Annotated in this window: 25 protein-coding genes; 15 read left to right on the top strand and 10 right to left on the bottom strand. The window is 63.4% G+C overall.

The window, feature by feature from the left end:
* Nucleotides 1-72: 72 nt before the first annotated feature.
* Complete coding sequence (locus tag RID42_16465; GenBank protein ID MEQ8249275.1) at nt 73-1278, top strand: MFS transporter; 1206 nt, start codon at nt 73-75, stop codon at nt 1276-1278.
* On the opposite strand, the gene RID42_16460 is transcribed toward RID42_16465, so the two are convergent.
* Together RID42_16460 and RID42_16455 are read right to left on the bottom strand one after the other, a co-directional pair.
* Nucleotides 1275-1907: a uracil-DNA glycosylase gene (locus RID42_16460; protein ID MEQ8249274.1), complete on the bottom strand. Its 633-nt coding sequence runs from the start codon at nt 1905-1907 to the stop codon at nt 1275-1277. The genes RID42_16465 and RID42_16460 overlap by 4 nt on opposite strands.
* A gap of 16 nt (nt 1908-1923) precedes the next feature.
* A complete protein-coding gene (locus RID42_16455; protein ID MEQ8249273.1) occupies nt 1924-2514 on the bottom strand; it encodes an NYN domain-containing protein in 591 nt (196 codons plus the stop codon).
* 135 nt (nt 2515-2649) lie between these two features.
* Here RID42_16455 and folK point away from each other — a divergent pair, with 135 nt between their 5' ends.
* The 11 genes from folK to RID42_16400 all read left to right on the top strand — a co-directional run bounded on the left by folK (nt 2650) and on the right by RID42_16400 (nt 13357).
* A complete protein-coding gene (folK, locus tag RID42_16450; protein ID MEQ8249272.1) occupies nt 2650-3171 on the top strand; it encodes a 2-amino-4-hydroxy-6-hydroxymethyldihydropteridine diphosphokinase in 522 nt (173 codons plus the stop codon).
* A gap of 110 nt (nt 3172-3281) precedes the next feature.
* Complete coding sequence (gene rpoZ / locus RID42_16445) at nt 3282-3662, top strand: DNA-directed RNA polymerase subunit omega (GenBank protein ID MEQ8249271.1); 381 nt, start codon at nt 3282-3284, stop codon at nt 3660-3662.
* Nucleotides 3663-3745: 83 nt separating this feature from the next.
* Complete coding sequence (locus tag RID42_16440; protein MEQ8249270.1) at nt 3746-5899, top strand: bifunctional (p)ppGpp synthetase/guanosine-3',5'-bis(diphosphate) 3'-pyrophosphohydrolase; 2154 nt, start codon at nt 3746-3748, stop codon at nt 5897-5899.
* A complete protein-coding gene (gene pyrE / locus RID42_16435; protein ID MEQ8249269.1) occupies nt 5896-6483 on the top strand; it encodes an orotate phosphoribosyltransferase in 588 nt (195 codons plus the stop codon). The genes RID42_16440 and pyrE overlap by 4 nt, the downstream gene beginning before the upstream one ends.
* A gap of 3 nt (nt 6484-6486) precedes the next feature.
* Nucleotides 6487-7068: a DUF2062 domain-containing protein gene (locus RID42_16430; protein MEQ8249268.1), complete on the top strand. Its 582-nt coding sequence runs from the start codon at nt 6487-6489 to the stop codon at nt 7066-7068.
* Complete coding sequence (locus RID42_16425; protein ID MEQ8249267.1) at nt 7065-7820, top strand: pyridoxine 5'-phosphate synthase; 756 nt, start codon at nt 7065-7067, stop codon at nt 7818-7820. The genes RID42_16430 and RID42_16425 overlap by 4 nt, the downstream gene beginning before the upstream one ends.
* 16 nt (nt 7821-7836) lie before the next feature.
* A complete protein-coding gene (gene acpS / locus RID42_16420) occupies nt 7837-8256 on the top strand; it encodes a holo-ACP synthase (protein ID MEQ8249266.1) in 420 nt (139 codons plus the stop codon).
* Nucleotides 8257-8267: 11 nt separating this feature from the next.
* A complete protein-coding gene (gene lepB / locus RID42_16415; GenBank protein MEQ8249265.1) occupies nt 8268-9029 on the top strand; it encodes a signal peptidase I in 762 nt (253 codons plus the stop codon).
* Between the two features lie 6 nt (nt 9030-9035).
* Nucleotides 9036-9737, top strand: coding sequence for a ribonuclease III (rnc, locus tag RID42_16410; protein ID MEQ8249264.1), 702 nt, complete (start codon nt 9036-9038; stop codon nt 9735-9737).
* Between the two features lie 82 nt (nt 9738-9819).
* On the top strand, nt 9820-10740 hold the full coding sequence (gene era / locus RID42_16405) for a GTPase Era (protein MEQ8249263.1): 921 nt from the start codon (nt 9820-9822) through the stop codon (nt 10738-10740).
* Between the two features lie 223 nt (nt 10741-10963).
* Nucleotides 10964-13357, top strand: a complete 2394-nt coding sequence (locus RID42_16400; protein MEQ8249262.1) for a tetratricopeptide repeat protein — start codon at nt 10964-10966, stop codon at nt 13355-13357.
* A gap of 79 nt (nt 13358-13436) precedes the next feature.
* On the opposite strand, the gene RID42_16395 is transcribed toward RID42_16400, so the two are convergent.
* Both RID42_16395 and RID42_16390 read right to left on the bottom strand, forming a co-directional pair.
* Complete coding sequence (locus tag RID42_16395; GenBank protein MEQ8249261.1) at nt 13437-13826, bottom strand: helix-turn-helix transcriptional regulator; 390 nt, start codon at nt 13824-13826, stop codon at nt 13437-13439.
* A complete protein-coding gene (locus RID42_16390; GenBank protein ID MEQ8249260.1) occupies nt 13823-14047 on the bottom strand; it encodes a type II toxin-antitoxin system RelE/ParE family toxin in 225 nt (74 codons plus the stop codon). The genes RID42_16395 and RID42_16390 overlap by 4 nt, the downstream gene beginning before the upstream one ends.
* 534 nt (nt 14048-14581) lie before the next feature.
* On the opposite strand from RID42_16390, the gene recO reads away from it, so the two are divergent.
* From recO to purN, 3 genes are all read left to right on the top strand, one after another.
* On the top strand, nt 14582-15328 hold the full coding sequence (recO, locus tag RID42_16385; protein MEQ8249259.1) for a DNA repair protein RecO: 747 nt from the start codon (nt 14582-14584) through the stop codon (nt 15326-15328).
* A gap of 124 nt (nt 15329-15452) precedes the next feature.
* Entirely contained in the window at nt 15453-17717 is a 2265-nt protein-coding gene (gene parC, locus RID42_16380) for a DNA topoisomerase IV subunit A (GenBank protein MEQ8249258.1), read from the top strand.
* 13 nt (nt 17718-17730) lie between these two features.
* Nucleotides 17731-18333, top strand: a complete 603-nt coding sequence (gene purN, locus RID42_16375; GenBank protein MEQ8249257.1) for a phosphoribosylglycinamide formyltransferase — start codon at nt 17731-17733, stop codon at nt 18331-18333.
* A gap of 29 nt (nt 18334-18362) precedes the next feature.
* Here purN and RID42_16370 read toward each other — a convergent pair whose 3' ends face one another.
* From RID42_16370 to RID42_16345, 6 genes are all read right to left on the bottom strand, one after another.
* Nucleotides 18363-19751: a TRAP transporter large permease subunit gene (locus RID42_16370; GenBank protein MEQ8249256.1), complete on the bottom strand. Its 1389-nt coding sequence runs from the start codon at nt 19749-19751 to the stop codon at nt 18363-18365.
* Between the two features lie 6 nt (nt 19752-19757).
* Nucleotides 19758-20309, bottom strand: coding sequence for a TRAP transporter small permease subunit (locus RID42_16365; protein MEQ8249255.1), 552 nt, complete (start codon nt 20307-20309; stop codon nt 19758-19760).
* A 104-nt stretch (nt 20310-20413) separates the two neighbouring features.
* On the bottom strand, nt 20414-21523 hold the full coding sequence (locus tag RID42_16360; protein MEQ8249254.1) for a TRAP transporter substrate-binding protein: 1110 nt from the start codon (nt 21521-21523) through the stop codon (nt 20414-20416).
* Nucleotides 21524-21778: 255 nt separating this feature from the next.
* A complete protein-coding gene (locus RID42_16355) occupies nt 21779-22516 on the bottom strand; it encodes an arginyltransferase (protein ID MEQ8249253.1) in 738 nt (245 codons plus the stop codon).
* A gap of 21 nt (nt 22517-22537) precedes the next feature.
* A complete protein-coding gene (motB, locus tag RID42_16350) occupies nt 22538-23410 on the bottom strand; it encodes a flagellar motor protein MotB (protein ID MEQ8249252.1) in 873 nt (290 codons plus the stop codon).
* A 197-nt stretch (nt 23411-23607) separates the two neighbouring features.
* A complete protein-coding gene (locus tag RID42_16345) occupies nt 23608-24819 on the bottom strand; it encodes a threonine ammonia-lyase (GenBank protein MEQ8249251.1) in 1212 nt (403 codons plus the stop codon).
* Nucleotides 24820-24821: the final 2 nt, after the last annotated feature.

Genomic DNA, 24821 nt, shown 5'->3' with positions numbered 1-24821 from the left:
GGTGCATGAACGTCAGTCTAGCGCTCCGGTCCGGCCCTTGACGAATCGGTTCGGTCGCCACAGCGTGCAGCAATGCCCTCCACGCCCGCGGCGCCGCCGCCGATCGCCATTCCCTACCTGATGATCGCGACCATGGTCTCCGTGGTGGCATCGACCATCTATGTTCCCTCGCTCCCCTCGATCGCGGCGGACCTGCGAACGACGCCGGCCCTGGCGCAGTTTTCGTTGACGGCCTTCATTCTGACGTTCGGCCTAGTTCAGGTCTGGCACGGGCCTGCGTCGGACCGGTTGGGCCGGTGGCGGGTCCTCGCGGGTAGCCTCGTGATTTTCGTTATCGGCACAGCCGGATGCGCCCTCGCGCCGACCATCGAGCTGTTGATTGCCGGACGGATGCTCCAGGGGCTGGGTGCAGCCGGGGTCGCCGTCCTGCCACGGGCGATTGCACGCGATTCCTTCGGCCAAGCCGACACCGCCCGCGTGTTCGTCTATTTGTCGATGGCCGCCTCGCTTGCCGCCACTGCCGCCCCGTTGATCGGCGGCGGGCTCGAAGGACTTACGGGAAGTTGGCGGGTCAGTTTCATCGTGCTCGGTGCTTTGGCGCTCTGGGTTCTCTACCTATCGGCACGGCGCGCGCCGCTCCTGGCCCGCGGCAGTGTCGAGCGGCCCGCCGGTATCGCCGGGTATCTCGCGGACTACTGGTCGCTGATGCGCCGCGCGCCGTTTGCCTTCAACGTGATCGGCGGCGGCTTCCTGCGCGCCGGCTTCTTCGCGTTTATCGCGTCGGTTCCCTTCGTCCTGACCAACGCCTTCGGGACGCCGGTCGAAGGGGTCGGTCTCATCATGATGTCGCTGACGCTCGCTTTCCTGGGCGCCAACTTCGTCGTGGTACGGATCGGCCATCGCTTCCGGCCCGAGTCGCTGGTGGTTTTCGGCACTGCTGTCTCGTTGATCTCGCCGGCGGCACTTGGCCTGCTGGCGTTGACCGACGCCGGCCCGGTCCTGGCGATCACATTGCCGGTGGCGATCTTCGGGTTCGGCAATGGATTTGCGATCCCGATGGTCAACGCTCTGGCGGTGGGTGCCGACCCGCGCATGGCCGGAGCCGGGTCGTCGCTGTTGGGGTTTTGGGGTTATGCGATGGGGGCAGGGGGCACCGTCGCGGCGGGGCTCGTTACCCACCAAACCGCAATGCCGCTAGCGATCGTGCTGGCGGTCGTGACGGCGAGCGCGTTGGTCTGTTTCACCCTGGCGCGGCTTAGCGCCCTACGTGCGACCTAACCGCGCAAGCGCGCGACCGCCGCGCCGACCACTGCGTCGAACATCTCGGTCGTCAGTCGACCGGTGTTGGTGTTGTAGCGCGAGCAGTGATAGCTGTCCGCCAGCCACAGCCCGTTTGCCAAGGTATGTACCGCGCCGTGCCCGAAGCGGTGGGCCGCGCGCTTTTCGCCGAGCGTCGTCAGCACCGCGTCGTGCGCCAGCGTCCCGAGCGCCAAGATACCCTTCAACCGCGGCATGCCGGCGATCTCGCTGACCAAGAACGGCCGGCACGCCTTGGCTTCGGCGCCGGTCGGCTTGTTTTGGGGCGGCACACAGCGCACCGCATTGGTGATCCGGCAGTCAACCAATCGCAGCCCGTCGTCGGGACGTTCGCCGTAAGGTCCCTCGGCGAGGCCGAACTTCAGTAGGGTGGGATACAAGAGCTGACCAGCCCAGTCGCCGGTGAAGGGCCGTCCCGTGCGGTTCGCCCCGCGCAAACCGGGGGCCAAGCCGACGATCAGCAAGGGCGCATCGGCCGCCCCGAACGACGCGACCGGCGCATTGTGCCAATCGGGAAAAGTTGTGGCGTTGTCTGCGCGAAACGCCGCCAATCGTGGGCAGAGCGAACAGTCGGGGGCGGGTATCTCCATCCCCCAACCTTAAGGATCAGGCGCTGTCGCGCAACGCGCGCGGGCCGTCCGGTTCGTTGGCGGGTTTTTGCGGGTCGCGGTGGGTCCGCGCGATGCGCGGCATCAAGTCGGTAAGGTCGATAAAGGCATCGGCCTGTCGGCGCAGGTCGTCGGCGATCATCGGTGGGCTCGTGGCGATGGAACTGACGACCGTTACCCGCACTGCCTGGCGCTGCACCGATTCGACCAATCGGCGAAAGTCGCCGTCGCCCGAGAACAGGTACACATGGTCTAGGCGCGGCGCCATTTCCATCAGGTCGACCGCGATTTCGATGTCCATGTTGCCTTTGATCTTTCGCCGCCCGGCGTGGTCGATGAATTCCTTGGCCGGTTTGGTCACCAAGGAATAGCCGTTGTAATCGAGCCAATCGACCAGGGGACGCAGCGGCGAATACTCTTGATCCTCGATCATGGCGGTGTAGTAAAGCGCGCGCACGATGCGGCCGCGCTCGCTAAAGACCGCCAGGAGGTTCTTGTAGTCGATGTCGAATCCGAGCGCGCGCGCCGCCGCATAAAGGTTCGACCCGTCGATAAAAAGACCGATTCGCTCGGTGGATAACGACGTCATATCTATTCCGCGTGTTTGAGCCGACCGGCGTCCGGGCGCGGGTTCGCACGCGAATCTGCGGCGGCCCTTTCAATTGCTGTATGTAGAGTGCGAAGTGTGGTCGGCAAGGGCCAATCGCAAGGAGTGCACATCACCGTGATTTTGGTCGGTCTGGGCGCCAATCTGCCCCATCCCGTGTACGGCCTGCCGGCAGCGACGCTCGCGGCGGCCTTGGACCATTTTGGCGGCGAGAACCTTACTGTGGTGGCGGTTTCGCGTTTCTTCGAAAGTGCCCCGGTACCGGCGTCCGACCAGCCCTGGTTCGTGAACGCCGTAGCTCGGATCGAAACGACGCACAGCCCCACGGCAACCCTGGCTGCGTTGCACCGGATCGAGGCGGCTTTCGGGCGGGTCCGCCACCGCCGCTGGGAGGCCCGGGTACTCGATCTGGATTTGCTCGACTATGACGGCCTATGCCAGGCCGGATCTGAAGCCGGGGACGAACCGACGCTCCCCCATCCCCGTCTGGCCGATCGCGCGTTTGTCCTGCATCCCCTGGCGGACCTCGATCCGGACTGGGTCCACCCGCGCAGTGGCCGCCCGTTGGCCGCCCTGCTGGCGGGTCTGGACCCCAACCAAAACGTCCACCCGCTGCTGCAGAGCCCGCCAATCCCTTGAAATAGCGCACAAACCCTTGCGTTGTGCAGCGCAACCGCATATCTAAGGGAAGCGTTCCGGAGGCCGATCCGGGTTCGGGAATGCCTCAGATAGCCGTATTGGAGAGTTGAATGGCCCGCGTCACCGTCGAGGACTGCGTTGAAATCGTCCCCAACCGTTTCGAACTCGTGGTGCTGGCCGCGCAGCGGTCGCGGGAAATCTCCGCCGGAGCGCCGCTCACGGTCGAGCGCGACAACGACAAGAACCCGGTCATTGCGCTGCGCGAAATCGCCGACAAGACCATTGGCAAGGACGACCTCGACGACGCGCTGATCCTCAGCTTGCAAAAGCAGGTCGAGTCCGACGAACCCGAAGAAGACGATATGGCGATGCTGATGTCGAGCGACTGGACGCCCGAACCCCAGCCGCCAGCAAAACCCGAACCCGACTATGTCGAAGAAGACGTTTTCCGCAAACCGACGCCAGCGCCAGCCGCGTCCGAGGATATCTAACGCGGCCCCGCGCCCCGTCGCAGCCGTGACCGTGGGCGGGCATCGTGCGACGGCGCTGCAAGCGTCGCAACGAATGGCCCGCTGTGATTGATCAAGCCGCATTCGTCGCCCGGGTTCAGCGCAGCGACCCAAGTGTCGACGTTGCGCTGGTCAGCCGCGCCTTCGATTTTTCCCATCGTGCCCATGGCACCCAGGTTCGCGCCAGCGGTGAACCCTATTTCTCCCATCCGTTGGAGGTTGCCGGTATCGTTGCCGACATGCGCCTCGACGCCGCGTCGGTTGCAACGGCGCTGCTGCACGATACCGTCGAGGACACCGTCGCGACGCTTGCCCAGATCGACGAACAGTTCGGGTCCGAAATCGCCCAACTCGTCGACGGCGTTACCAAACTCACCATGCTGGAACACCTGCGGCCGACCCAACGGTCGCGCGAGGCGGAGAACTTCCGCAAGCTGCTCGTCGCGATGTCGAACGATCTGCGGGTCCTCATCGTCAAACTGGCGGACCGGCTGCACAACATGCGGACCCTCAGCTTCATTGCCAAGCCGGAACGGCGCCATCGTATCGCCTCCGAAACGATGGATATCTATGCCCCCCTGGCGGAGCGGATCGGCATGCACGCGATCAAGGACGAATTGGAGGACCTTGCCTTCGCGGAACTAAATCCCGAGGCCCGAAAGTCGGTCGTCGGGCGGCTGGATTTCCTGCGCAGCGAGACCGGCGATATCATCGCGCGCATCACGCATGAGCTGCAGCAGACCCTTGCCGCCGCCGGCCTCGAGGCAACGGTGTTCGGGCGCGAAAAGCGGCCCTATTCGATTTGGCGCAAAATGGAGCGCAAGAACATTTCGTTCGAGCAGCTGGCGGACGTCATGGCTTTTCGCATTCTTGTCGACAGCGAGGACGACTGCTACCGGGCGCTTGGGATCGTTCATCGCAGGCATTCGATGGTGCCCGAGCGGTTCAAGGACTTCATCTCGACACCCAAGCCTAACGGCTACCGCTCGATCCACACGACGGTGATCGGTCCGCAGAGACGGCGCATCGAAGTTCAAATTCGCACCCGCGAGATGAATGCTGTTGCCGAACACGGTGTCGCCGCCCATTGGCAGTACAAAGAAGGCCTGTCCCTCAAGGAGGGCGCGCAGCAGTTCAGTTGGATACGGCAGTTGCTGGAGATTCTAGAGCACGGTGGCCAGCCCGAGGAGTTCCTCGAACATACCAAGCTCGAGATGTATCAAGATCAAGTCTTCTGTTTTTCGCCCAAGGGCGCTTTGATCGCGTTGCCTCGCGGCGCGACACCGGTCGACTTCGCCTATGCCGTGCATTCCGACATCGGCGATACTTGCGTCGGGGCCAAGGTCAACGGTCGCATCGCGCCCTTGCGGACGGTGCTGGAAAACGGCGATCAGGTCGAGATCATGCGTTCTTCCGCGCAAACGCCGTCGCCGACGTGGCTCAACTTCGTCGCGACCGGCAAGGCCCGCTCGGCCATCCGTCGCTTCGTCCGAGGCCAGCAGGATCAACAGTATGTCGATCTCGGGTCGGCGATCCTCGAGCGCGCCTTCCAAAAAGCCGGTCACGAAATCAACGAGAAAGCCTTGGAACGCGCGCTGACGGTACTGCGTCTCAAGACGCCGAACGAACTTTACGCCCATGTCGGCCAGGGCTTCGTATCGGGCAAGGAGGTCCTCGATATCGTGTTTCCGGCCGAGGACGAGCGGCGCATCCCCAATTTCGTGCGGGCCGCCATTCGCCGCGTTCGCGCCGGCCGCGATGTCGAGAAGGCCATCCCTATCAAGGGCCTGATCAAGGGCGTTGCGGTGCACTTCGCCGATTGTTGCCATCCACTGCCGGGCGACCGGATCGTTGGAATCCTGACTGAGGGGAAGGGGGTTCGCATCCATACCATCGATTGCGAGACCCTGCGCAGCTTTGGCAGTTCGCCTGAGAGCTGGCTCGATGTATCGTGGGATGTCGAGCGCGACAGCGACGACGTACATCTCGGTCGGATCAAAGTGACGCTTACCAACGAACCTGGCGCCCTCAATGCGTTGACGGGTGTTATTGCCAGGAACAATGCCAACATCACCAATCTTAAGGTCAGCAACCGGTCGGACGACTTCTTTGAGTTTCTGGTCGATGTCGAGGTGCGGGACGTGAAACACATGACAGGTATGATTGCGGCGCTCCGCGCCGAAGAGCGTATTCACAAAGTTGACCGGGTGCGCGCATGACCCGCGACGAAGTGCTCGAACAGTTCCGAGCCGCGGGTGCGCTTCTCGACGGCCATTTTCTCCTCAGCTCGGGCCTCCACAGTCCGGTCTATTTGCAATGCGCCCGGGTCATGATGGATCCGGCACGCGGGGCTCTTTTGTGTCGGGCGCTTGCCGACAAAATCGTCGCACAAATCGGCGCCGGTGCCGTGGATATGGTGATTTCGCCAGCCATGGGTGGCGTCGTCGTCGGCTACGAGCTCGCCCGCCAGCTTGGCGTCCCGTCGATCTTCACCGAACGCGTCGACGGATCGTTCACGCTGCGGCGCGGCTTCGACATCCCCAAGGGCGCCCGCGTTCTGATGGCCGAAGACATCGTGACCACGGGCAAAAGCTCGCTCGAATGCATCGCGTGCATCTCGTCTTTCGGCGGTACGGTCGTGGCGGCGTCGTGCCTGATCGATCGCAGCGACGGTGCGGTCGATCTGGGCGTACCTTTGATCTCGCTGACCGGCTTCAAAGTGCCCGCCTATGCGGAAGACGACTTGCCACCGGCGCTCGCTGCAATCCCCGCCGTCAAGCCGGGTAGCCGGGGACTGAAGTAGATCGTGCTGTTCAAGCCCCGTAAGCCTCGCTCGATCCTTTACCGCGCCCGCAATATCCTTTGGCCGCGGGCTGGCTGGGGCCGCACGTTTTCCTATTTGCGCCACCGCGTGGCACGCTTGCCGGGCACCCCGGAAAGCATCGCGATCGGCCTGGCGTGCGGGATTGCCGTGTCGTTTACCCCGCTGATGGGGTTTCACTTCTTGGTTGCGGCGCTCCTTGCGTGGGTGATGGGTGGCAACTTTCTCGCTTCCGCGCTTGGCACCGCGTTCGGCAACCCGTGGACGTTCCCGCTGATCTGGTTGTGGATTTATAAACTCGGTACCTGGATTCTTGGGGCCGACGCGGGGGTCTCCGAGGAATTTACGCTGACCGTGATCCGCGACGATTTCCTCGGCATCTTCCTGCCGATGCTTGTAGGCGGACTGCCGACGGCGCTTGTCGTGTGGTTCGTATCCTACTTTCCCTTTAAGTATTTGATACGATCCTACCGGCGGGCCCGGCGGCACCGTGTCGAACGCATGGTGCGTCAACGCACGATCCGTCGCAAAGGCGCGATCGAAGCGAGCAAGGAACCAGTGCAATGACAAAGCGTCTGCGTCTCGGTGTGAACATCGACCACGTGGCAACCATTCGCAATGCGCGTGGCGGACCGCACCCCGATCCGGTGCGCGCGGCGCGGTTGGCCGCCGAGGCCGGTGCCGATGGCTTGACGGCGCACCTACGCGAAGACCGCCGCCACATCTCCGATGACGATATCGAACGATTGGGACGCGAGACCATCCTGCCGCTCAATCTCGAAATGGCCGCGACCGACGAAATGCTGGCCATTGCCCTGCGCCACAAACCGCACGCCGCCTGCCTGGTACCGGAACGGCGCGAGGAGCGCACCACCGAAGGGGGCCTCGAAGTCCACCGCGCGCAAAATACTTTGCGGCCCTACGTTGCCCGCCTGAGCGACGCCGGCATCCGCGTCTCGCTGTTCATCGCGCCCGACCCGAATCAGCTCGACGCCGCCGTTCGTATCGGTGCGCCGGTGGTCGAGCTCCATACCGGTGCGTATTGCCACGCCGAGGGCGCGGCGCGCGACAAAGAACTGTCCCGCCTCCGCAAAGCGGCTGCACAGGCCGCCGAACTTGGCTTGGAATGCCACGCGGGTCATGGCCTCTCCTACGACACCGTGGCGCCGGTTGCTCAGATCCCCAACCTGGTGGAACTCAACATCGGCCACTTCCTGATCGGCGAAGCGATTTTCGGCGGTCTCGATTCCGCAATCAAACGGATGCGCGCCCTGATGGACCGGGCGCGCGCCGAAACCAGCGGCGCGCGCAGCGCCTGATGGGGCGGTGCCCGGCATGATCATCGGCCTTGGCAGCGACCTGATCGATATTCGGCGGGTCGAGAAAACGCTCGAGCGTTTCGGCGACCGCTTCGTCGCCCGTTGCTTCACCCCGATCGAACAGCGCAAATCCGACCGCCGTGCCAATCGGGCCGCTTCCTATGCCAAGCGATTCGCCGCCAAGGAAGCCTGCTCCAAGGCGCTCGGCACCGGGTTTCGCCGCGGCGTGTTCTGGCGCGATCTCGGTGTCGTGAACCTGCCCTCGGGCAAACCCACCATGGAACTGACCGGCGGGGCGCTGAAACGCTTGCACGAGTTGCTTCCGGCGGGCATGAAAGCTCAGATCGATCTCACCATCACCGACGATCACCCGCTTGCCCAGGCTATTGTCGTGATTACCGCTGTGCCGCCGAGCCGGCCCCCGTCTGACCGTTAGAGGATTCCGCCTTGTCGAATACGCGTGCCGCCCGCAAGGGCAAGGGAGGGATCGGCGAGACCATCCGAACCCTGATCTATGCGGTCCTAATCGCCGTCGTGATTCGGACGGTCGCATTCGAGCCATTCAACATTCCCTCGGGCTCGATGATCCCCACGTTGTTGGTCGGCGACTATTTGTTCGTTTCGAAATTTTCTTACGGCTATAGCCGCTATTCTTTGCCGCTTGGGATGGACCTCTTTCCGGGCCGGGTGTTCCGCCAGGCGCCCGAGCGCGGCGACGTCGCAGTCTTCAAGCTGCCAAGCGATCCCTCGACCGATTTCATCAAGCGCGTGATCGGGATGCCGGGCGATCGTATCCAAATGATCGACAGCGTCCTGCACATCAATGGCGAACCGGTCGCGCGCGAACGGATCGACGACTTCATCGTCACCCGCGGCAACGGCAACGTCCTGCGTGTGCCGCAATATGTCGAGACGCTGCCTAACGGCCGCCGCTACCGCACCCTCGACCAAACCCCGGACGGCCCGCTCGACAATACTTCGGTCTATCAGATCCGCGAGGGGTTCTACTTCATGATGGGGGACAACCGCGACGATTCGCAGGACAGCCGCGTCACCTTCGCGGTCGGGCAGGTGCCCGAGGAAAACCTCGTCGGCCGCGCCGAGGTCATGTTCTTCTCGACCAACGGCACCGGGCATTTCTGGGAGGTCTGGAAATGGCCCACGGTCATTCGCTGGCAGCGCCTGTTCAAAACCGTGCAGGAGTATTGAGCGCCCATGGCGCTGCGCACCGAGGAAGAATTCTGTGCGTTGATCGGCTACCGGTTTCGCGATCCCACGCTCCTCACCGAGGCGCTGACCCACCCCAGTCTTGATGGCGGCCGCGACCAGGCCCACGGTCCCGACAACGACCGGCTCGAGTTCCTCGGCGATCGCGTGCTCGGCCTCGTCATCGCCGACCACCTCGTCGCGACCTTCGAGAAGGCCGAAGCCGGCGCGCTAGCCCGCCGCTACAACAGCCTAGTGCGCCGCGAAACCCTGGCCACGGTCGCCCGCGCGGTCGAGCTTGGCGATTTTCTGCGCATGTCCAAAGCCGAGGAAGAATCCGGCGGCCGCAACAAGGCCGCGATGCTCGCCGACGCGATGGAAGCCGTGATTGCCGCACTCTATATCGACGGTGGCCTGACGGCGGCGGCCGACTTCATCCACCGCCACTGGGATCCCCTGGTCGGGACCGACGGCCATGCCGGTCGCGACGCCAAGACCGCGCTGCAGGAATGGGCCCACGCCGCCGGTCTCCACCCGCCGATGTACGAAGAGGTCGAACGCTCCGGCCCCGCCCACGACCCGGTCTTCGTGATCGCGGCCTCGCTCGAGGGCCACCCGCCGGTCCACGGCGAGGGCACCTCCAAGCGGCGCGCCCAACAGGCCGCCGCCCAAGCCCTGTTGGCTGCCGTCACCGCAGACCAGGAAACGTGAGACCGCCGGTCCACCGTCCCGTGCAGTCACGGCACGGCTTTTCCCTTCCCTTCGCCGCGCCAAAGGCGTACGCCTCGCGCGCATGAACGCTGATCCCACCCGCTGCGGCTTCTTTGCGATCATCGGCGCGCCCAATGCCGGCAAGTCGACGCTGCTCAACCGCGTCGTCGGCGCCAAGATCGCGATCGTCACGCCCAAGGTGCAAACCACCCGCAGCCGCATCGTCGGGATCGCGCTGCACGGCGCCGCGCAACTCGTGTTCATCGACACGCCGGGTATTTTCGCGCCAAGCCGCCGGCTCGAACGCGCCATGGTCGAGGCGGCCTGGACCGGTGTCGCCGACACCGACGGCATTGTCCTACTGATCGACGCATCCGCGGCCCGTAATGGCGTCCCCGACCGCGACGCCCAAGCCATCGTCGCCGCGCTCAAGGATCAAAACCGCCGCGCCGTCGTCGCGATCAACAAGGTCGATGCGGTCGAGCGCACCAAACTCCTCGACCTCGCCGCCTGGATCGACGCCCAAGGCATCGCGGACGACATTTTCATGATCTCGGCCCTCACCGGCGACGGGGTCACCGACCTGCTGAACAGCCTCGCCAAACGCGCGCCCCAGGGCCCATGGCATTACCCCGAAGATCAGATCTCGGAAATCCCGCTGCGCCAACTCGCCGCCGAAGTGACGCGCGAAAAGCTCTTCCTCGCCCTGCGCCAGGAACTGCCCTACGCGCTCACCGTCGAAACCGAAACCTGGGAAGAACGCAAAGACGGCTCGGTCAAGATCGACCAAGTCATCTACGTGCGCCGGGATTCGCAAAAGAAAATCGTCCTAGGCAAGGGCGGCCAGCAAATCAAAAAAGTCGGCGCGGACTCCCGCACCGACCTCGAATCGATCCTGGAACGCCGCGTCCACCTCTTCCTCTTCGTCAAAGTCCGCGACAACTGGGTCGACGACCCCGAACGCTACCGCGCCATGGGCCTAGAGTTTCCCAAGGGGGAGTAAAACCCCGTCATCCTGAGCCAGCCTTAATCGCCGCCCGCGGCGATTAAGGCTGAGTCGAAGGGCCCGGCCGCAAACACCGGCCCCGCACACCGGACCCAGCCACCGGACCCAAGCCGCCCAAAAACAAAACCGTCATCCTGAGCCAGCCTCAATCGCCGACCACGGCGATTAAGGCTGAGTCGAAGGGCCGCCCGCGCTAAACTCCTGGTTGTAGGGGGATGGAATGCCGTTCAGCATCACACCGTTTTCGGTGACGGGCGCCTCGTTTAGTTTCGCGTCGGGCACGCTGTTTCAGTTCAACTTTGGCGGCAAGAACCAGCCGCCGCGCGTCGAACTCAGCGCGGGATACAACCCCGATCCGCTGCCGGTCGGCCAGCCTAGCTTTGCCGCACTCCTGAGTTGGCGGAACCTCGGTAGTGCTTTTCGAGGCCGCGAGGCGGCGCTCAACGCGCTCGTCGCCTGGGCTACGTCCGACCGGCTTGCCTCGGTCAAAGTACTCAGCGGCGAAGGCGGCGTCGGCAAGACCGCGCTCGCCGCCAAGCTCGCCACAGACCTGAGAACGAAGAAATGGTCGGCTGGCTTCACCCATTCGCTCAGAACGGCGGCTTCCTACGACTCGGGCAAGAACGGTACGCTCCTGATCGTCGACTATCCCGAGCACGACATTGATGCGGTCCGGGAGTTCCTCAAGGTTGTCGAGGCCGAACGTGCCAATCCGTCGTTCAAAAAGCTCAAGCGCTTTCGCATTTTGCTGCTGTCGCGCGATCCGCTCGAGGCGTGGCTGGATCGGACCGGGCTAAAGGACTCCGGCATTTTCGACGCAACGCCGCTCCCCTTGGACGACAGTCCACGTGACGCCTACGCTATGTTCGAGGCGCTGCTGGCGGAGGCCAATCGCGTCATCGACGTCAGCGCGCCCGCCGTCGAACGGCAGATGTTCCGCGCCTGGTTCGACTCCGGTGCGGCTGAGAACCGCCGACCGCTCTACATCGCGGCCGCGGCGGTCCATCACGCCGATCATTGGAAACGCACTGCGGGTCAAAGCGCAACCTTCGGCATTCGCGGTCGTGACATCATCGTCGCACTCGCGGAGCGCGAGTTGCAAAAACTGCGAGAGATCAGCGAAAGCGCAACCGTCGGCCTCGACGCCTGGGCTCTCCCACTGCTCAGCGCGCATGCTGCGATGACGGGCGGTCTCGTTTCCGAACAGTTGCAAGCGATCCATGAATCCGACGGGCCGCCAGCGGTGCCGTCTGCCGCCGATCTTACGCCAAAGCTCGACAAGGTGGGCCTTTGGAAGGGCACTGAGGAGGAGTCCGGCACACCCTATCGCTTTCCGCCGCCGGAACCCGATGTGTTGGCCGCGGCGTTGGTTGTGCATGTTCTGCGCCAACACGAGAAATTTTCTCCGCCGGCTGAAATCATATGGCAGGCCATCAATCTATCGCGGGACGCATTTCCCCTCACGAACCTCGAACGCCTGATGCACGATTCCGAAAACGCCCTGGAGATGGGGCAGAACGGCGAAGGTGTCTTGAGCGGATGGTTCGAGGGCTTTGTCGACCATGCGATCAATGCCGGAACATTGGAGGCACGAGAGCTTCTCGTTGGTTTGGACACGCTATCGCAGCGCGCGCCGACACAGGGGTTCCTCCGCGCGATGATCGAGGCGCGGCAGCACCTGGTCGGTACGGAGGACGAGCCCGAGAATAAAGCGGTCTTTCTCAACAACCTGTCGAATGACCTGTCCGCCGCGGGTCGTTCCGCCGAGGCGCTGGCGGCGATCGAGGAGGCGGTGAAGGTCAACCGTGGCCTGGCGTCTGAAAACCCGGCGCGCTTCGCCCCCGACCTAGCGAGTAGCCTGAACAACCTGTCGGTCCATCTGTCCGCTGCGGGCCGCCACGCCGAGGCGCTGGCGGCGATCGAGGAGGCGGTGAAGGTCTACCGTGGCCTAGCGTCGGCAAACCCGGCGCGCTTCGCCCCCGACCTGGCGGGTAGCCTGAACAACCTGTCGGGCTGCCTGTCCGATGCGGGCCGCAATGCCGAGGCGCTGGCGGCGGTGGAGGAGGCGGTGGCGATTCGCCGCGGCCTGGCGTCGGAAAACCCGGCGCGCTACGCCCCCGACCTGGCGTCGAACCTGAACAATCTGTCGCTCCGCCTGTCCGATGCGGGCCGCAATACCGAGGCGCTGGCGGCGATCGAGGAGGCGGTGGAGATTCGCCGTGGCCTGGCGTCGGAAAACCCAGCGCGCTACGCCCCCGAGCTGGCGACTAGCCTGAACAATCTGTCGAACCGCCTGTCCGATGCGGGCCGCCATGCCGAGGCGCTGGCGGCGGTGGAGGAGGCAGTGAAGGTCTACCGTGGCCTTGCGTCGGCAAACCCAGCGCGCTACGCCCCCGACCTGGCGACGAGCCTGGGCGCGCGGGGGCAAATCCTCCGGGCGGCGGGCCGCGTGGCCGACGCCATCGCGTCGTTCGAGGAAGGGGCGGAACTCGTGCGCCCATTCGTCGAACAGGCGCCGCAAAGCCCTCCGGCCCGAATGTTCAACCTGTTGGAAAAAGTCCTAGACCAAACGCGCGGGTCGTTGGATCGGGGTGAGACATCCGATCCGTCGTGAGACCGCGCCACCGGCGCAGCCCCCCTCACAAACAACCTCATCCTGAGGCGCGCCCGCCAGGGCGCGTCCCGAAGGACGCTTACGCGAACGACTCCCCGGTCAGGTCCGCAAGCTCAATCCCCAGCGCCGCGGCAATCGCCCGCAGCACCCGCAGCGTGCCCGCGCGTTTCCCGGTCTCGATTTGCGAGAGATAGCCCGCGCTGATCCCTGCCGCCGCTGCGACCTCGGCGGCGGTCATGCCGGCGTAGTCGCGCCATGCGCGCAGGGGCGAGGTTCCGGCGACGATGGCCTCCACCACGTCGAACGGGAGGGCGTCGTCCCGCAACTTCTTGGTGCGCCGCTGCGCCGCACGCCGTTCCTTTGCGGCATCGTGGCGCGCGGCCTCCCGAACCAATACCTCATAGTCGGCGCGCGGTAAAATCGCGAGGTCGCCGCCTTTTGACGTTCGAATGAACTGAACCTTGGTCATACTCCCCTCCCTTGCCGGCATGCCGCGCCGCGCGGCCCGATCCACCGCACGTGCACGGTGCCAGCGTCGTGCAGGTCGAAAACGACCCGCCAATCGCCCACGCGCAACCGATACACGCCGGGTTGCCCGATCATGGCGGTAACGTTGTTGGCAAGGCTTGCTGGATCGTCCGCATACCGACGGATCTTGGCGGTGATCCGCATGCCCGTCGACTGTGGCATCCGCCGAAGCGCACCCGCAGCTTCTTTACTAATCGCAATCGACGTTTGGGGCAATGGTTTGCTAATTGCTAATTCAATGTTTCGAGACGTATGGACCGTCCTATGCGTCGGCCAGAGCGCATTTGGGGACAGAGAAGGTGATTCGCCCGCGCACCCCGATCGCGACTAGACTCGGGTGATCGTTTTCCGTTAACGCGAGGTGGGCCCGCGGCCCGAACACCGGTTTGACGTCGTTTCGCTCCCTTCCCGATACCGCCGGACGCAAATCCCTCCCCTCATCAAGGGGGAGGGCAGGGAGGGGGTCGTACCCAACGACGGCCGGCGATCCCGCCGCGACCGACAAGGAAAACCCAGGAAAACTGCGGCAGTTGGCTTTGTTTCGGCGAAACGCTTGTGGGGCGAGGGCCGGCATTTCCGGCACCCGATTTGGGTTTAACCCTATGAAAACAAACGCCGATTTGGCTTCGTTTGGCGTATTCGCAGGTGGGCCATTGATTCCAAACGCTTTTTTGGCTTCGTTCGGCACAAAAAATTATGCAGTGGACTGACGACGCCATCGTCCTGTCGGTGCGCAAGTACGGCGAAAGCGCCGCGATCTTGCATGTGCTGACGCCTGGGCACGGCCGCCATGCGGGGTTGGTGCGCGGCGGGGCGGGGCGGCGCCAGCGCGGCAACCTGCAGGTCGGCAACCAGGTGTCGGTCACCTGGCGCGGTCGGCTCGACGAACAGTTGGGCAGTTTCGCGGTCGAACTTGCCGCTGCCCGCGCGGCCGCCTGGCTCGACGATGCGGGCCGCCTGGGCGCGCTTACCGCCGCCGCCGCCGTGGTCCAGGCCGCGTTGCCCGAACGCGAAAGCCACCCCGAGGTCTACGCCGATTTCTGTGCGCTGCTGGATGCGCTCGACCGCGATCCGGCGTGGGTGCGCGCCTATGTGCGCTGGGAACTCGCGCTCTTGGCCGACCTCGGCTATGGCCTGGACCTCGCGCAGTGCGCCGCGACCGGAGTCGTCGATAATCTGATCTACGTATCGCCGCGCTCGGGGCGCGCGGTATCGGCCGAGGCCGGCGCGCCCTACCGCGACAAACTCTTGGCCTTGCCCGATTTCCTGCGGGCCGATGCGCCTGCAGCGGCACCCGATACCGGGGCGCTGGTCGCCGGATTGACGCTCACCGGACATTTCCTCGCCCACCACGTGCTGGAGCCCCACGGCGGGCATCTTCCACCGGCCCGGCTACGACTTGTAGATCGTCTTTCGCTTTCTGCTACAACATCTGGTATATAAGTGCCCGTTGCAAAGGTACTTCTCAGAGACGTGTCTCTCCCTCCCCCGGTTCGCTGGGGGAGGGGTCTTCTTCAACCCCGACTTCAACCGTAAGACTTTAACCCCTAAGACTGGGACCTAAGACATGGCGCGGGCTGCGCGTAAATCCGGACGCCGCAAGGGGAGCGCCGACGCACCGCCCCCCACCGGGCTGGTCCGCGACACCGAGCTGACGGCGGCGCTGGGCGAGCGCTACCTCGCCTATGCGCTCTCCACCATCACCGCCCGCTCGTTGCCCGACGTACGCGACGGCCTCAAGCCGGTCCACCGCCGCCTGCTCTACGCGATGCGCCAGCTCAAGCTCGACCCCAAGTCGGGTTTCAAGAAATGCGCCCGCGTCGTCGGCGACGTCATCGGTAAATATCACCCGCACGGCGATCAATCGGTCTACGACGCGCTGGTGCGCTTGGCCCAGGAATTCGCCGCGCGCTATCCGCTGGTCGACGGCCAGGGCAACTTCGGCAATATCGACGGCGATAATGCCGCCGCCATGCGTTACACCGAGGCGCGCCTGACGGCCGTGGCCGAATCGTTGCTCGATGGGATCGAAGAAGACGCGGTCGATTTCCGCGAAACCTACGACGGCAGCGAAGAAGAACCGCTGGTCCTGCCCGCGCGCTTTCCCAATTTGCTGGCTAACGGCTCCTCGGGCATCGCGGTCGGCATGGCGACCAACATCCCGCCGCACAACGCGGGCGAAATCTGCGATGCCCTGCTGCACCTGATCAAGTTCCCCAAGGCCACCGTCGCCAAGCTGCTCGATTACATGCCGGGGCCGGACTTCCCGACCGGCGGCATTCTCGCCGAATCCCCCGAAGCCCTGCTCGAGGCCTACACCACGGGTCGCGGCTCGATGCGGATTCGCGCCCGCTGGTCGCTCGAAGACCTCGGACGCGGCGCCTGGCAGATCGTGATTACCGAAATGCCCTACCAGGTGCAAAAGGCCCGCTTGATCGAGCGCGTCGCCGAGATGATGCAGGACAAGAAGCTCCCGCTGCTCGACGACATCCGCGACGAATCGGCCGAAGACGTGCGCCTAGTGCTGATCCCGCGCAGCCGCGGCGTCGATCCCGAACAGTTCATGGAATTGATGTACCGCTCGACCGATCTCGAGGTCCGCTTCGGCCTCAACATGAACGTCCTCGACATGGGCCGGACGCCCAAGGTGATGAACCTACGCGAGGTCCTTCAGGCGTTCCTCGATCATCGTCACGACGTGCTGGTGCGGCGCGCCAAGCACCGCCTCGCCAATATCGAACACCGGCTTGAGGTGCTGGCGGGCTATCTGATCGCCTACCTCAACCTCGATGCGGTGATCAAAATCATCCGCGACAGCGACGAACCCAAGCCGAAGCTGATCAAGGCGTTCAAGCTGACCGACGTCCAGGCCGAGGCGATCCTCAACATGCGCCTACGCGCTTTGCGCAAGCTTGAGGAGATGCAGATCAAGGGTGAGCACGACAAGCTTACCGCCGAGATGAAGGGCCTCAAGGCCTTGCTGCGCGACGAGAAGAAGCGCTGGGCCACGATCGCCGACGAAATCAAGGCAACCCGCGCCGAGTTCGGCGGCAAGACAGCGCTCGGCGCGCGGCGCACCGAAATTGGCACGGCGCCCTCGGGCGAGGTCGTCTCGCTCGATGCGTTCGTCGAGAAGGAGCCGGTCACCGTGATCTGTTCCGCCAAGGGCTGGATCCGGACGGTCAAGGGTCACGTCGAACCAACCGGCGAAGAGAAGTACAAGGACGGCGATGGGCCGCGCTTCTGGCTCCAAGCTGAAACCACCGACAAACTTCTGATGTTCGCGACCAACGGCCGCTTCTACACGATCGCCTGCGACAAACTGCCGGGCGGGCGCGGCTTTGGCGACCCGGTTCGCCTCATGGTCGACCTCGGCAACGACGAGGACATCGTTGCCCTGTTCGTGCACGACCCGGCCCGCCGGATTCTCGTGGCATCCGCCGACGGGCGTGGCTTTATCGTCCCCGAACAAGCTGTCGTGGCGCAGACTCGCGGCGGCAAGCAAACGCTCAACGTCGCGGGCGCCAACAAAGCTGCCGTATGTACCCCGGCTGAAGGCGATTCGGTCGCGGTCGTCGGCGAGAACCGCAAGATGGTGATCTTCCCGCTGGCCGACATCCCCGAAATGACGCGTGGCCGTGGCATCACCTTGCAACGCTACAAGGACGGCGGTCTGTCGGACGTGATTTGTTTCATCAAAAAAGAGGGACTTACTTGGCGCACCGGCGGCAAGTTCCGCACCGAGACCGATCTGGTCGCCTGGATCAACAAGCGCGGTAACGCGGGCCGTCTGGCACCGCGCGGGTTCGCCGCGACCAACAAGTTCACCTGAGCCGAGCCCGCCGATGAGTCGCAGGATCGCGTTCCTCGCTTCCGGCGCCGGGACGACCTTCGAGGCGGTGGCCCGTGCCTGCCGGTCGGGCGATCTCCCCTTCGACCCCGTCCTGCTGATCGGCAACAATGCTGCGTCGGGTGCGTTCGAACGCGCCGCTCATTTAGGGATTGCGGCCCGGCATATCAGTGCCAAGACCGAAGGAAGCGACGCCGCCGCGGATGCCGCGGTTCGAACGGCGCTAGTGGCGGCCGACGTTGAGCTTGTGGTCCTGGTGGGCTATCTGAAGAAAATCGGCCCCGAGGTATTGAGTGCGTTCAAGGGCCGTATCGTTAACACTCATCCCGCGCTGTTGCCCAAGTTCGGCGGGTCCGGCATGTACGGCATGCGGGTTCACACAGCGGTCCTGGAGGCTGGCGAGCGCGAGACCGGCGTGACCGTGCACCTCGTGGATGCGGAATATGACCGCGGTCCCATTCTGGCACAGGCAACCGTTTCGGTTGCGCCGGACGACACGCCCGAATCGCTGGCCGCGCGGGTACAAGACCGCGAGAAGCCGTTTTTGATTGAAACCTTGAAGCGGATTGCGGCGGGCGACCTAAAGGTAGCGACCTAGAACATCGTCCTGTTCGGTCGGGCAGTTGCTTAGAACAGCACCGAGGGCAGCCAAAGCACGAGGCCCGGAAAAATGAACAGGAGAACGATCGCGGCGATCTGCAGGCCCACGAAGGGTATTGCGCCGCGATAGATCATCATCGTACTGACCGAGTTCGGCGCGACACCTCTCAGATAGAAGAGAGCGAATCCAAAGGGCGGCGTAAGGAACGAGGTTTGCAAATTGACCCCAATCATCACGCCTAGCCAGACTGGATCGATGCCGAGCATTAGGAGTGTCGGGGCCGTGATGGGCAGGACAATAAAGATGATCTCGAATGTGTCGAGGATGAACCCCAGCACGAACATGATTACCATCACCGAGATCATCGCTCCCGTCGCGCCGCCCGGCATTTCGCGCAGGAATTCGGCTACGAGGTCGCCGCCGCCAAGTTGGCGGAAGACGATTGCAAAGACCGAGGCGCCAAAAAGGATGATGAAGATCATCGAGGTGATAACCGCGGTTCGGCGGGCAACCTCAGTGACAATTGATAGCGACAGTTTGCCGCGTAGCCCCGCTAGGACCGTGGCGCCGACGGCGCCGACCGAGGCGGCTTCAGTCGGCGTAGCGATGCCGCCTAGAATTGAGCCGAGCACCGCGCCTACGAGTAGGAGCGGCGGCACCAGCGCCGTGGCGATTTCGAGTGCAAGGCCCTCGCGCTCCTCTTCGGGTACCGGGGTCGCGGGGCAGCTAGTGGGGTCGACAACGGCCTTGTACAGCAGATAGGCAATGTACAGCGCAACCATCACCAGCCCCGGGATTAGAGCGCCCGCGAACAGATCGCCGACCGAAACGGTCTTGGGAGCGAAGTTGCCAAGGCTCATCTGCACTTGGCTATTCATGCCCGAGATCATGTCGCCCATGAAAATCAGCACGGTGGAAGGTGGAATGATTTGACCGAGAGTTCCGCTTGCGCAAATCGCCCCGCATGCGAGCTTAGGGTCGTAGCGTGCCTGCAGCATGGCGGGCAGGGAGATCAGGCCCATCGTCACGACCGTGGCACCCACCACGCCCGTCGAAGCCGCCAGCAGTGCGCCCACCAGCACTACCGAAATGCCGAGTCCTCCGCGCATGTTGCCGAATAGCCGACTCATGGTGGTTAGGAGTTGTTCGGCAATGTTCGAGCGCTCCAGCATCACGCCCATGAAGATGAAGAGTGGTACCGCGACCAGCACTTCGTTGAGCATGTACCCAGTGTACCGACCCGCCAGTGCGCGCAGGTTCGAAACGTCGAAAACCCCCAGCGTACTTCCTAGTACGACAAAAAGAATTGAAACGCCGGCCAGCGTGAAGGCTACAGGGAAGCCAAGGAGCAGAAAGCCGATGACGCCGAGAAACATTGACCCGGCTAGGATCTCGCCCAGCAGTACAGGATCCATCGCGTGCTAGTCCGTGTCGTATTTGTAGCGATAGTCTTCGGGGACTAGCTCCTCGCGCCCAAGCAGAATAAGGGCGGATCGGATCAGCATCGCCACACCTTGGAGGGCGACAAGTACCGCGAAGACAAGGATAAAGGACTTCAGCACGAACAATCCCTGCGCACCTCCAGGGTTGGCCGAAGCCTCGAGAAGTCGGATCGAACGCCCTACGAATTCGAAGCTGTAGGTCCAGACCACGTAGGTGAACGGCATGAGGAATAAGAGCACGCCCACGAGGTCCATCAAGGCCTTGCGGGTGGTCGAAGCAGGGCGAAAGAAGATGTCGACGCGTACATGGTCGTCGCGGTAGAGGGCATAACCCGCCACAGCGGTAAACATTGCCCCATTCATCCAGGGGTAGAGGTCCTGCATCCAAAGACGTGTGTTTTGGAAGACGTAGCGCTCCACCACGACCCAAAAGCAAACCACGACGATACCAACGGCCAGCCACATGAAGACGTTACCGACGAGTCGATTAAGCAGGTTGATTGCACTCATGATCGCGGCCAGGGAGAGCATGACAGTCCTCGAGCATTGCCGGCTTTGGAACGTTGAGGACGCCGCCCCGGATCTCTCCAGGGCGGCGCAAAGTTAGGGCAGTCGGCGGGAGATTTCCCGATCGTTCAGCCCAGGTCGGAAATGTCGAAGTACTGCTCGCGTGCGCGGGCGAACACTAGGTCGACGTTCTCGGAACGTGTGCGTAGCAAGTTCAACGCCTTGACGTAGCTTTGGGCTGTCTTCTTGGTCAATGGATCGGAACTGTTGAGGAACTCGACAATCAGATCGCGTGCAGCCGCTGCCGCGGCCTTCAGAATGCTCTCGGGCCACTCCTTGTGAACGATGACGCCGTGGTTCTGCACCATGTCCGCAAGGGCGATGGGGTCGTTGGCGTAGAATTCCGAGGGTACTTGATCGTATTCGGCCTGCACGACATCGCGCACGATGGCCTGTAGGTTTGAAGGCAACGCACTGAACTTGGCCTTGTCGACGACAACCTCGGTTGCCAGTCCTGGCTCGTTGAACGACGACGTGTAGTAGTGCTTGCGGACCTGATGGAAGCCCAGCGCACGGTCGTTGTACGGGCCGACGAATTCGGCGGCATCGAGAGCGCCCGATTGCAGGGCGGCGAAGATCTCGCCTCCAGCAAGGTTGGTCACCGAGGCGCCCATTGCTTGCCAGACACGGCCTCCGAACCCGGGGGTGCGGAAGCGCATCCCTTGTACGTCTTCGATGCCTTTGAGTTCATCCTTGAACCAGCCACCGGCCTGCGTACCTGTGTCACCCGACAGGAAGCCTTGCACGCCGAACTGGTCGTAGATTTCGTCGTAGAGTTCCTGGCCGCCCATGTAGCGGACCCAGGCGGCGAGTTCCCGCGAGACCATGCCGAAGGGCACGCCGGTAAAGAACGACAGGCCTGCGGACTTGTTCTGCCAGTAGTAGGCCGCGCCATGCATCATCTCGGCCGAGCCGTCGATGACCGCATCGAGCGCCTGCAGCGGCGGGACGAGTTCGCCCCCGGCAAATACCTCGATGTTCAACTGGCCGTCCGAGGCGGCAGTGATCCGATCGGCCACGCGCTGGGCGCCGGTACCGAGACCGGGGAAGTTTCGTGGCCAGGTAGTGACCATGCGCCAGGTAATGCGGCCCTGCGCAATGGCGGGTGCGGCGAAAGACGTTGCGGCTGTCGCGGCGCCGCCTAGCGCGGTTGCGCGAAGGAACTTACGACGGTTCATTTTCTTGCTCCTGTTTTCAATGTTCCAGTGTCCTGCGAAGCGTTCGTCACATCAGACTGTTTGGGCGGTGCCGGTGCGGTCAGCCCATCCACAAAGTGTCGTCCAGAGATAGTGGTTCGGGGCTTGTAACTTCCGACGGGACGGAATCCCTGCCACCATCGCTATCTTGTTTCTTCGCCCGCTAAATCGAACGGGTCAGCAAAGATTACAGGTATTTTAAGGGGTGGGAAGTAAGCAGAGGTGCATGCCGTAGGGTTAACTTGGCGAGGCCGATCCGGAGAAATGCTTCCACCCGCTACCGCCCAGTGATTCAAGCGGTGCGAACCGCGCCTTGTAGGCCATTTTTGGCGCCTCGGCGATCCAATAACCGAGATAGACATAGTCCAGGCCCATCGTCGGCGCGCGGGCGATGTGATCCAAAATCATGAACGATCCAAGGCCGCGGCGACCTTCCGCAGGGTCGAAAAAGCTGTAGACCATCGACAGGCCGTCGGCCAAAACGTCCGACAACGCGCAGGCGATTAATCGCCCCTCAGCGTCGCGGTGCTCGACAATGAACGTCTTGATCGGCGTATCCTCGACCATCGCTTGGTAGTCCGCGAAATCCATCTTGGCCATGGTGCCGTCGTCATGGCGGGATTGCTGATACCCGACGAACAGATCGAACTGTTCTTGGGTTGCCTGGGGGTTGCAGACGGCGCTTGTCGATTCCTTGTTCAGAGAGCGATTTCTCTTTTGCGACCGCGAAGGCAGGAAGTCCCTCGCCCGAACGCGTACCGGCACGCACGCGTTGCACGACGGACAGTCCGGCCGGTAGGCGATGTTGTGGCTTCGCCGAAAACCGGCTTGGGCAAGAACCCCATGCATCCGTTCGCCGCTACCTGCGCCGAGGTGCGTAAAGACGAGTTGTTCGGTTCGGTCGGGTAAATAGGGACACCGCATCGACGGTGTCCGGTAGAATCGTACAAGTGGGGTTTGCGGCGCTTGGTTCATCCTGCGCGCGGTGTGCGGGGCCTAGTTGAAAAGGCCCGGCGGAAGCACCGCCGAGGTCCGGCGCAGAACGATACTCACCCGGCGGTTCTCGGGCAGAAACGGATCTTCTTCGACTAACGGTTCTTGGTCCGCTTTACCGACGACCTGGACGATTCTCGTCGGATCGATCCCGGAAGAAACAAGCTGGCGCCGGCTGGCGTTGGCTCGGTCCGAGGATAGCTCCCAGTTCGAGTAATCGCCGCGGCTGAACGGGTTCGAGTCCGTGTGTCCGGAAATCGAGATGTCGTTGGGTAACGCCGCAACCACTTTCGCGATCTGCCCGATGAGATCGCGCGTGCGCGCGTTCATATCGGCCGACCCGGCGCGAAACAGGGCGCCACCCTCGCGGTCGACGATTTGGATGCGCATCCCCTCCGACGTCATATCGACTTGGATGTTATCCTTCAGGTCGGAGAGTTCGGGCGAATCGGTGATCGCCTTGTTCAGCGCCTGCAGGGCGTCTTCGAACGATTCCTGTTCTCGTTTCGCTGCAAGCTCCTCGATGTCTTTTTCCTTGGCATCGCGGCTGCCGGGCGGCGTCAATTCGACGACCACCGAGGGCGTGCCGCCTTCGCCGATTTTCGCGCCCGAGTCGCTCAGCGTCTGTCCGCCGAGAATGCCGCCGGCGCCGCTCTCGCCCGATCGTAGCGACGTGGTCGGTGTGAAATAGTCGGCGATCCCGGAACGCTGTTCGACGGTGGTCGTCGATAACAGCCATAGCAGCAAAAAGAACGCCATCATCGCGGTCACGAAGTCGGCGTACGCTACCTTCCAGGCGCCGCCATGGTGACCATGGTCACCGCCCTTCTTGACCTTCTTGTTGATGATTATCGGTTGGTTGTGGCCGGCTTCCATTCGGATTATTCGCCCCGCCTAAACCTTTCAACGTTCCTATGCCCGAACAAAGGCCCGCGAACGGGCGACGCGAATGCGTCGAGGCCTGCGCCACCGGGCAGAATATGGCCGACCTGACATTACCGATCTAAGGGCCATTGTACGATTTTTCCAGCCCTACGCCACGGTATCGGTGGCCGCACTTGTCAACGAATGCGTTAACCCTGATCGGGTAGGCGTACAGTGTATCCCGCGCCGCGAAGGGCCGCCACGACGCTGTCGGCGTGGGCGCGGTCGCGAATTTCGGCCACGACTTCGATCTCGGTCCCTTTCGCCGACAACTGGGAAAAGATCCTCTGATGGGCTACTTCGATGATATTCGCCTCGGAATCCGCCATCAGCCGGGCCACGTCGGCCAGGGCGCCAGGGGTGTCGCTGAGGTCGATTTCGAGCCGCAACAAACGCCCGTCGCGAAAAAGCACGCGAAGAACGATCGAGGCCAGCAACCGCGAGTCGATATTGCCGCCGCTAAGGACGACGCCGACTTTTCGTCCCGCGAAGCGGTCACGGTGGGCGAACACCGCTGCGAGGGCCGCTGCGCCGGCACCTTCGGCGACGGTCTTCTCGATTTCGAGATAGCGGATCACTGCGCGTTCGATCGCGGCTTCGCTCACGGTGACGATGTCGTCAACGAGGTCGCGAACGATCTCCGTGGTCAAACGGCCCATCTTCTTGACGGCAATACCCTCGGCCACCGTGAGTCCGCCGCGCGTCGGCGGGAGTCCGGCCAGGGCGTTGACCATCGAGGGATATAGTTCCGCTTCGACGCCGATGACGTGAATGGACGGTTTGATCGCCTTTGCGGCAATTGCCATTCCGGAGATCAGGCCGCCACCGCCGATGGGCACTGCCAGGCAGTCCAGGTCGGGGACATCGTCCAGCATTTCCAAAGCAACGGTGCCCTGACCGGCAATGACCTGGGTATCGTCGTAGGGGTGAATCGGGATCAGGCCGTCATCGTCCGCCAAGCGGTCGGCTACCAGCTTCGCGGCTTCGAGGTCCTCTCCCTCCAGTACGACATGGGCGCCAAGCGCGCGGGTTGCCTGGACCTTGTTGAGCGGCGTGTGCCGCGGCATCACGATGGTAGCGCCGATCCCGAGTCGCTGGGCATGGTAGGCCACGCCCTGGGCGTGGTTGCCCGCAGAGACCGTCACGACGCCGGGCACCGTCCCTTGGGACACAAGCCACACCAGCTTGTTCAAGGCACCGCGCTCCTTGAAGGAAGCAGTGAATTGCTGGTTCTCGAACTTTACCCAAATGTCGGTATCGGCGAGTTTCGATAGAATCTGGCCGTGTTCGCAGGGTGTGTGCAGGACCGCGCCGTCGATCACCGCGGCGGAGTCCCGGATATCGTCAAGCGAGGGGCGCACCT

The organism is Alphaproteobacteria bacterium, from assembly GCA_040216735.1.
Lineage (GTDB): Bacteria > Pseudomonadota > Alphaproteobacteria > SHVP01 > SHVP01 > CALJDF01.
Note: the sequence above shows the minus strand (reverse complement) of the source record. Positions and strands in the feature narration are given on the sequence as shown.

What these genes read in the sequence shown, in the direction of transcription:
- RID42_16390 (MEQ8249260.1), bottom strand. Translation starts at nt 14,047, where the DNA reads ATGCCACAGTCGACGGGCATGCGGATCACCGCCAAGATCCGTCGGTAT.
- RID42_16360 (MEQ8249254.1), bottom strand. Translation starts at nt 21,523, where the DNA reads ATGAACCGTCGTAAGTTCCTTCGCGCAACCGCGCTAGGCGGCGCCGCG.
- RID42_16395 (MEQ8249261.1), bottom strand. Translation starts at nt 13,826, where the DNA reads ATGACCAAGGTTCAGTTCATTCGAACGTCAAAAGGCGGCGACCTCGCG.
- recO (MEQ8249259.1), top strand. Translation starts at nt 14,582, where the DNA reads ATGCAGTGGACTGACGACGCCATCGTCCTGTCGGTGCGCAAGTACGGC.
- rnc (MEQ8249264.1), top strand. Translation starts at nt 9,036, where the DNA reads ATGGCGCTGCGCACCGAGGAAGAATTCTGTGCGTTGATCGGCTACCGG.
- motB (MEQ8249252.1), bottom strand. Translation starts at nt 23,410, where the DNA reads ATGGAAGCCGGCCACAACCAACCGATAATCATCAACAAGAAGGTCAAG.
- era (MEQ8249263.1), top strand. Translation starts at nt 9,820, where the DNA reads ATGAACGCTGATCCCACCCGCTGCGGCTTCTTTGCGATCATCGGCGCG.
- RID42_16365 (MEQ8249255.1), bottom strand. Translation starts at nt 20,309, where the DNA reads ATGCTCTCCCTGGCCGCGATCATGAGTGCAATCAACCTGCTTAATCGA.
- RID42_16355 (MEQ8249253.1), bottom strand. Translation starts at nt 22,516, where the DNA reads ATGAACCAAGCGCCGCAAACCCCACTTGTACGATTCTACCGGACACCG.
- rpoZ (MEQ8249271.1), top strand. Translation starts at nt 3,282, where the DNA reads ATGGCCCGCGTCACCGTCGAGGACTGCGTTGAAATCGTCCCCAACCGT.
- acpS (MEQ8249266.1), top strand. Translation starts at nt 7,837, where the DNA reads ATGATCATCGGCCTTGGCAGCGACCTGATCGATATTCGGCGGGTCGAG.
- RID42_16455 (MEQ8249273.1), bottom strand. Translation starts at nt 2,514, where the DNA reads ATGACGTCGTTATCCACCGAGCGAATCGGTCTTTTTATCGACGGGTCG.
- RID42_16465 (MEQ8249275.1), top strand. Translation starts at nt 73, where the DNA reads ATGCCCTCCACGCCCGCGGCGCCGCCGCCGATCGCCATTCCCTACCTG.
- RID42_16400 (MEQ8249262.1), top strand. Translation starts at nt 10,964, where the DNA reads ATGCCGTTCAGCATCACACCGTTTTCGGTGACGGGCGCCTCGTTTAGT.
- pyrE (MEQ8249269.1), top strand. Translation starts at nt 5,896, where the DNA reads ATGACCCGCGACGAAGTGCTCGAACAGTTCCGAGCCGCGGGTGCGCTT.
- RID42_16425 (MEQ8249267.1), top strand. Translation starts at nt 7,065, where the DNA reads ATGACAAAGCGTCTGCGTCTCGGTGTGAACATCGACCACGTGGCAACC.
- RID42_16460 (MEQ8249274.1), bottom strand. Translation starts at nt 1,907, where the DNA reads ATGGAGATACCCGCCCCCGACTGTTCGCTCTGCCCACGATTGGCGGCG.
- parC (MEQ8249258.1), top strand. Translation starts at nt 15,453, where the DNA reads ATGGCGCGGGCTGCGCGTAAATCCGGACGCCGCAAGGGGAGCGCCGAC.
- RID42_16370 (MEQ8249256.1), bottom strand. Translation starts at nt 19,751, where the DNA reads ATGGATCCTGTACTGCTGGGCGAGATCCTAGCCGGGTCAATGTTTCTC.
- purN (MEQ8249257.1), top strand. Translation starts at nt 17,731, where the DNA reads ATGAGTCGCAGGATCGCGTTCCTCGCTTCCGGCGCCGGGACGACCTTC.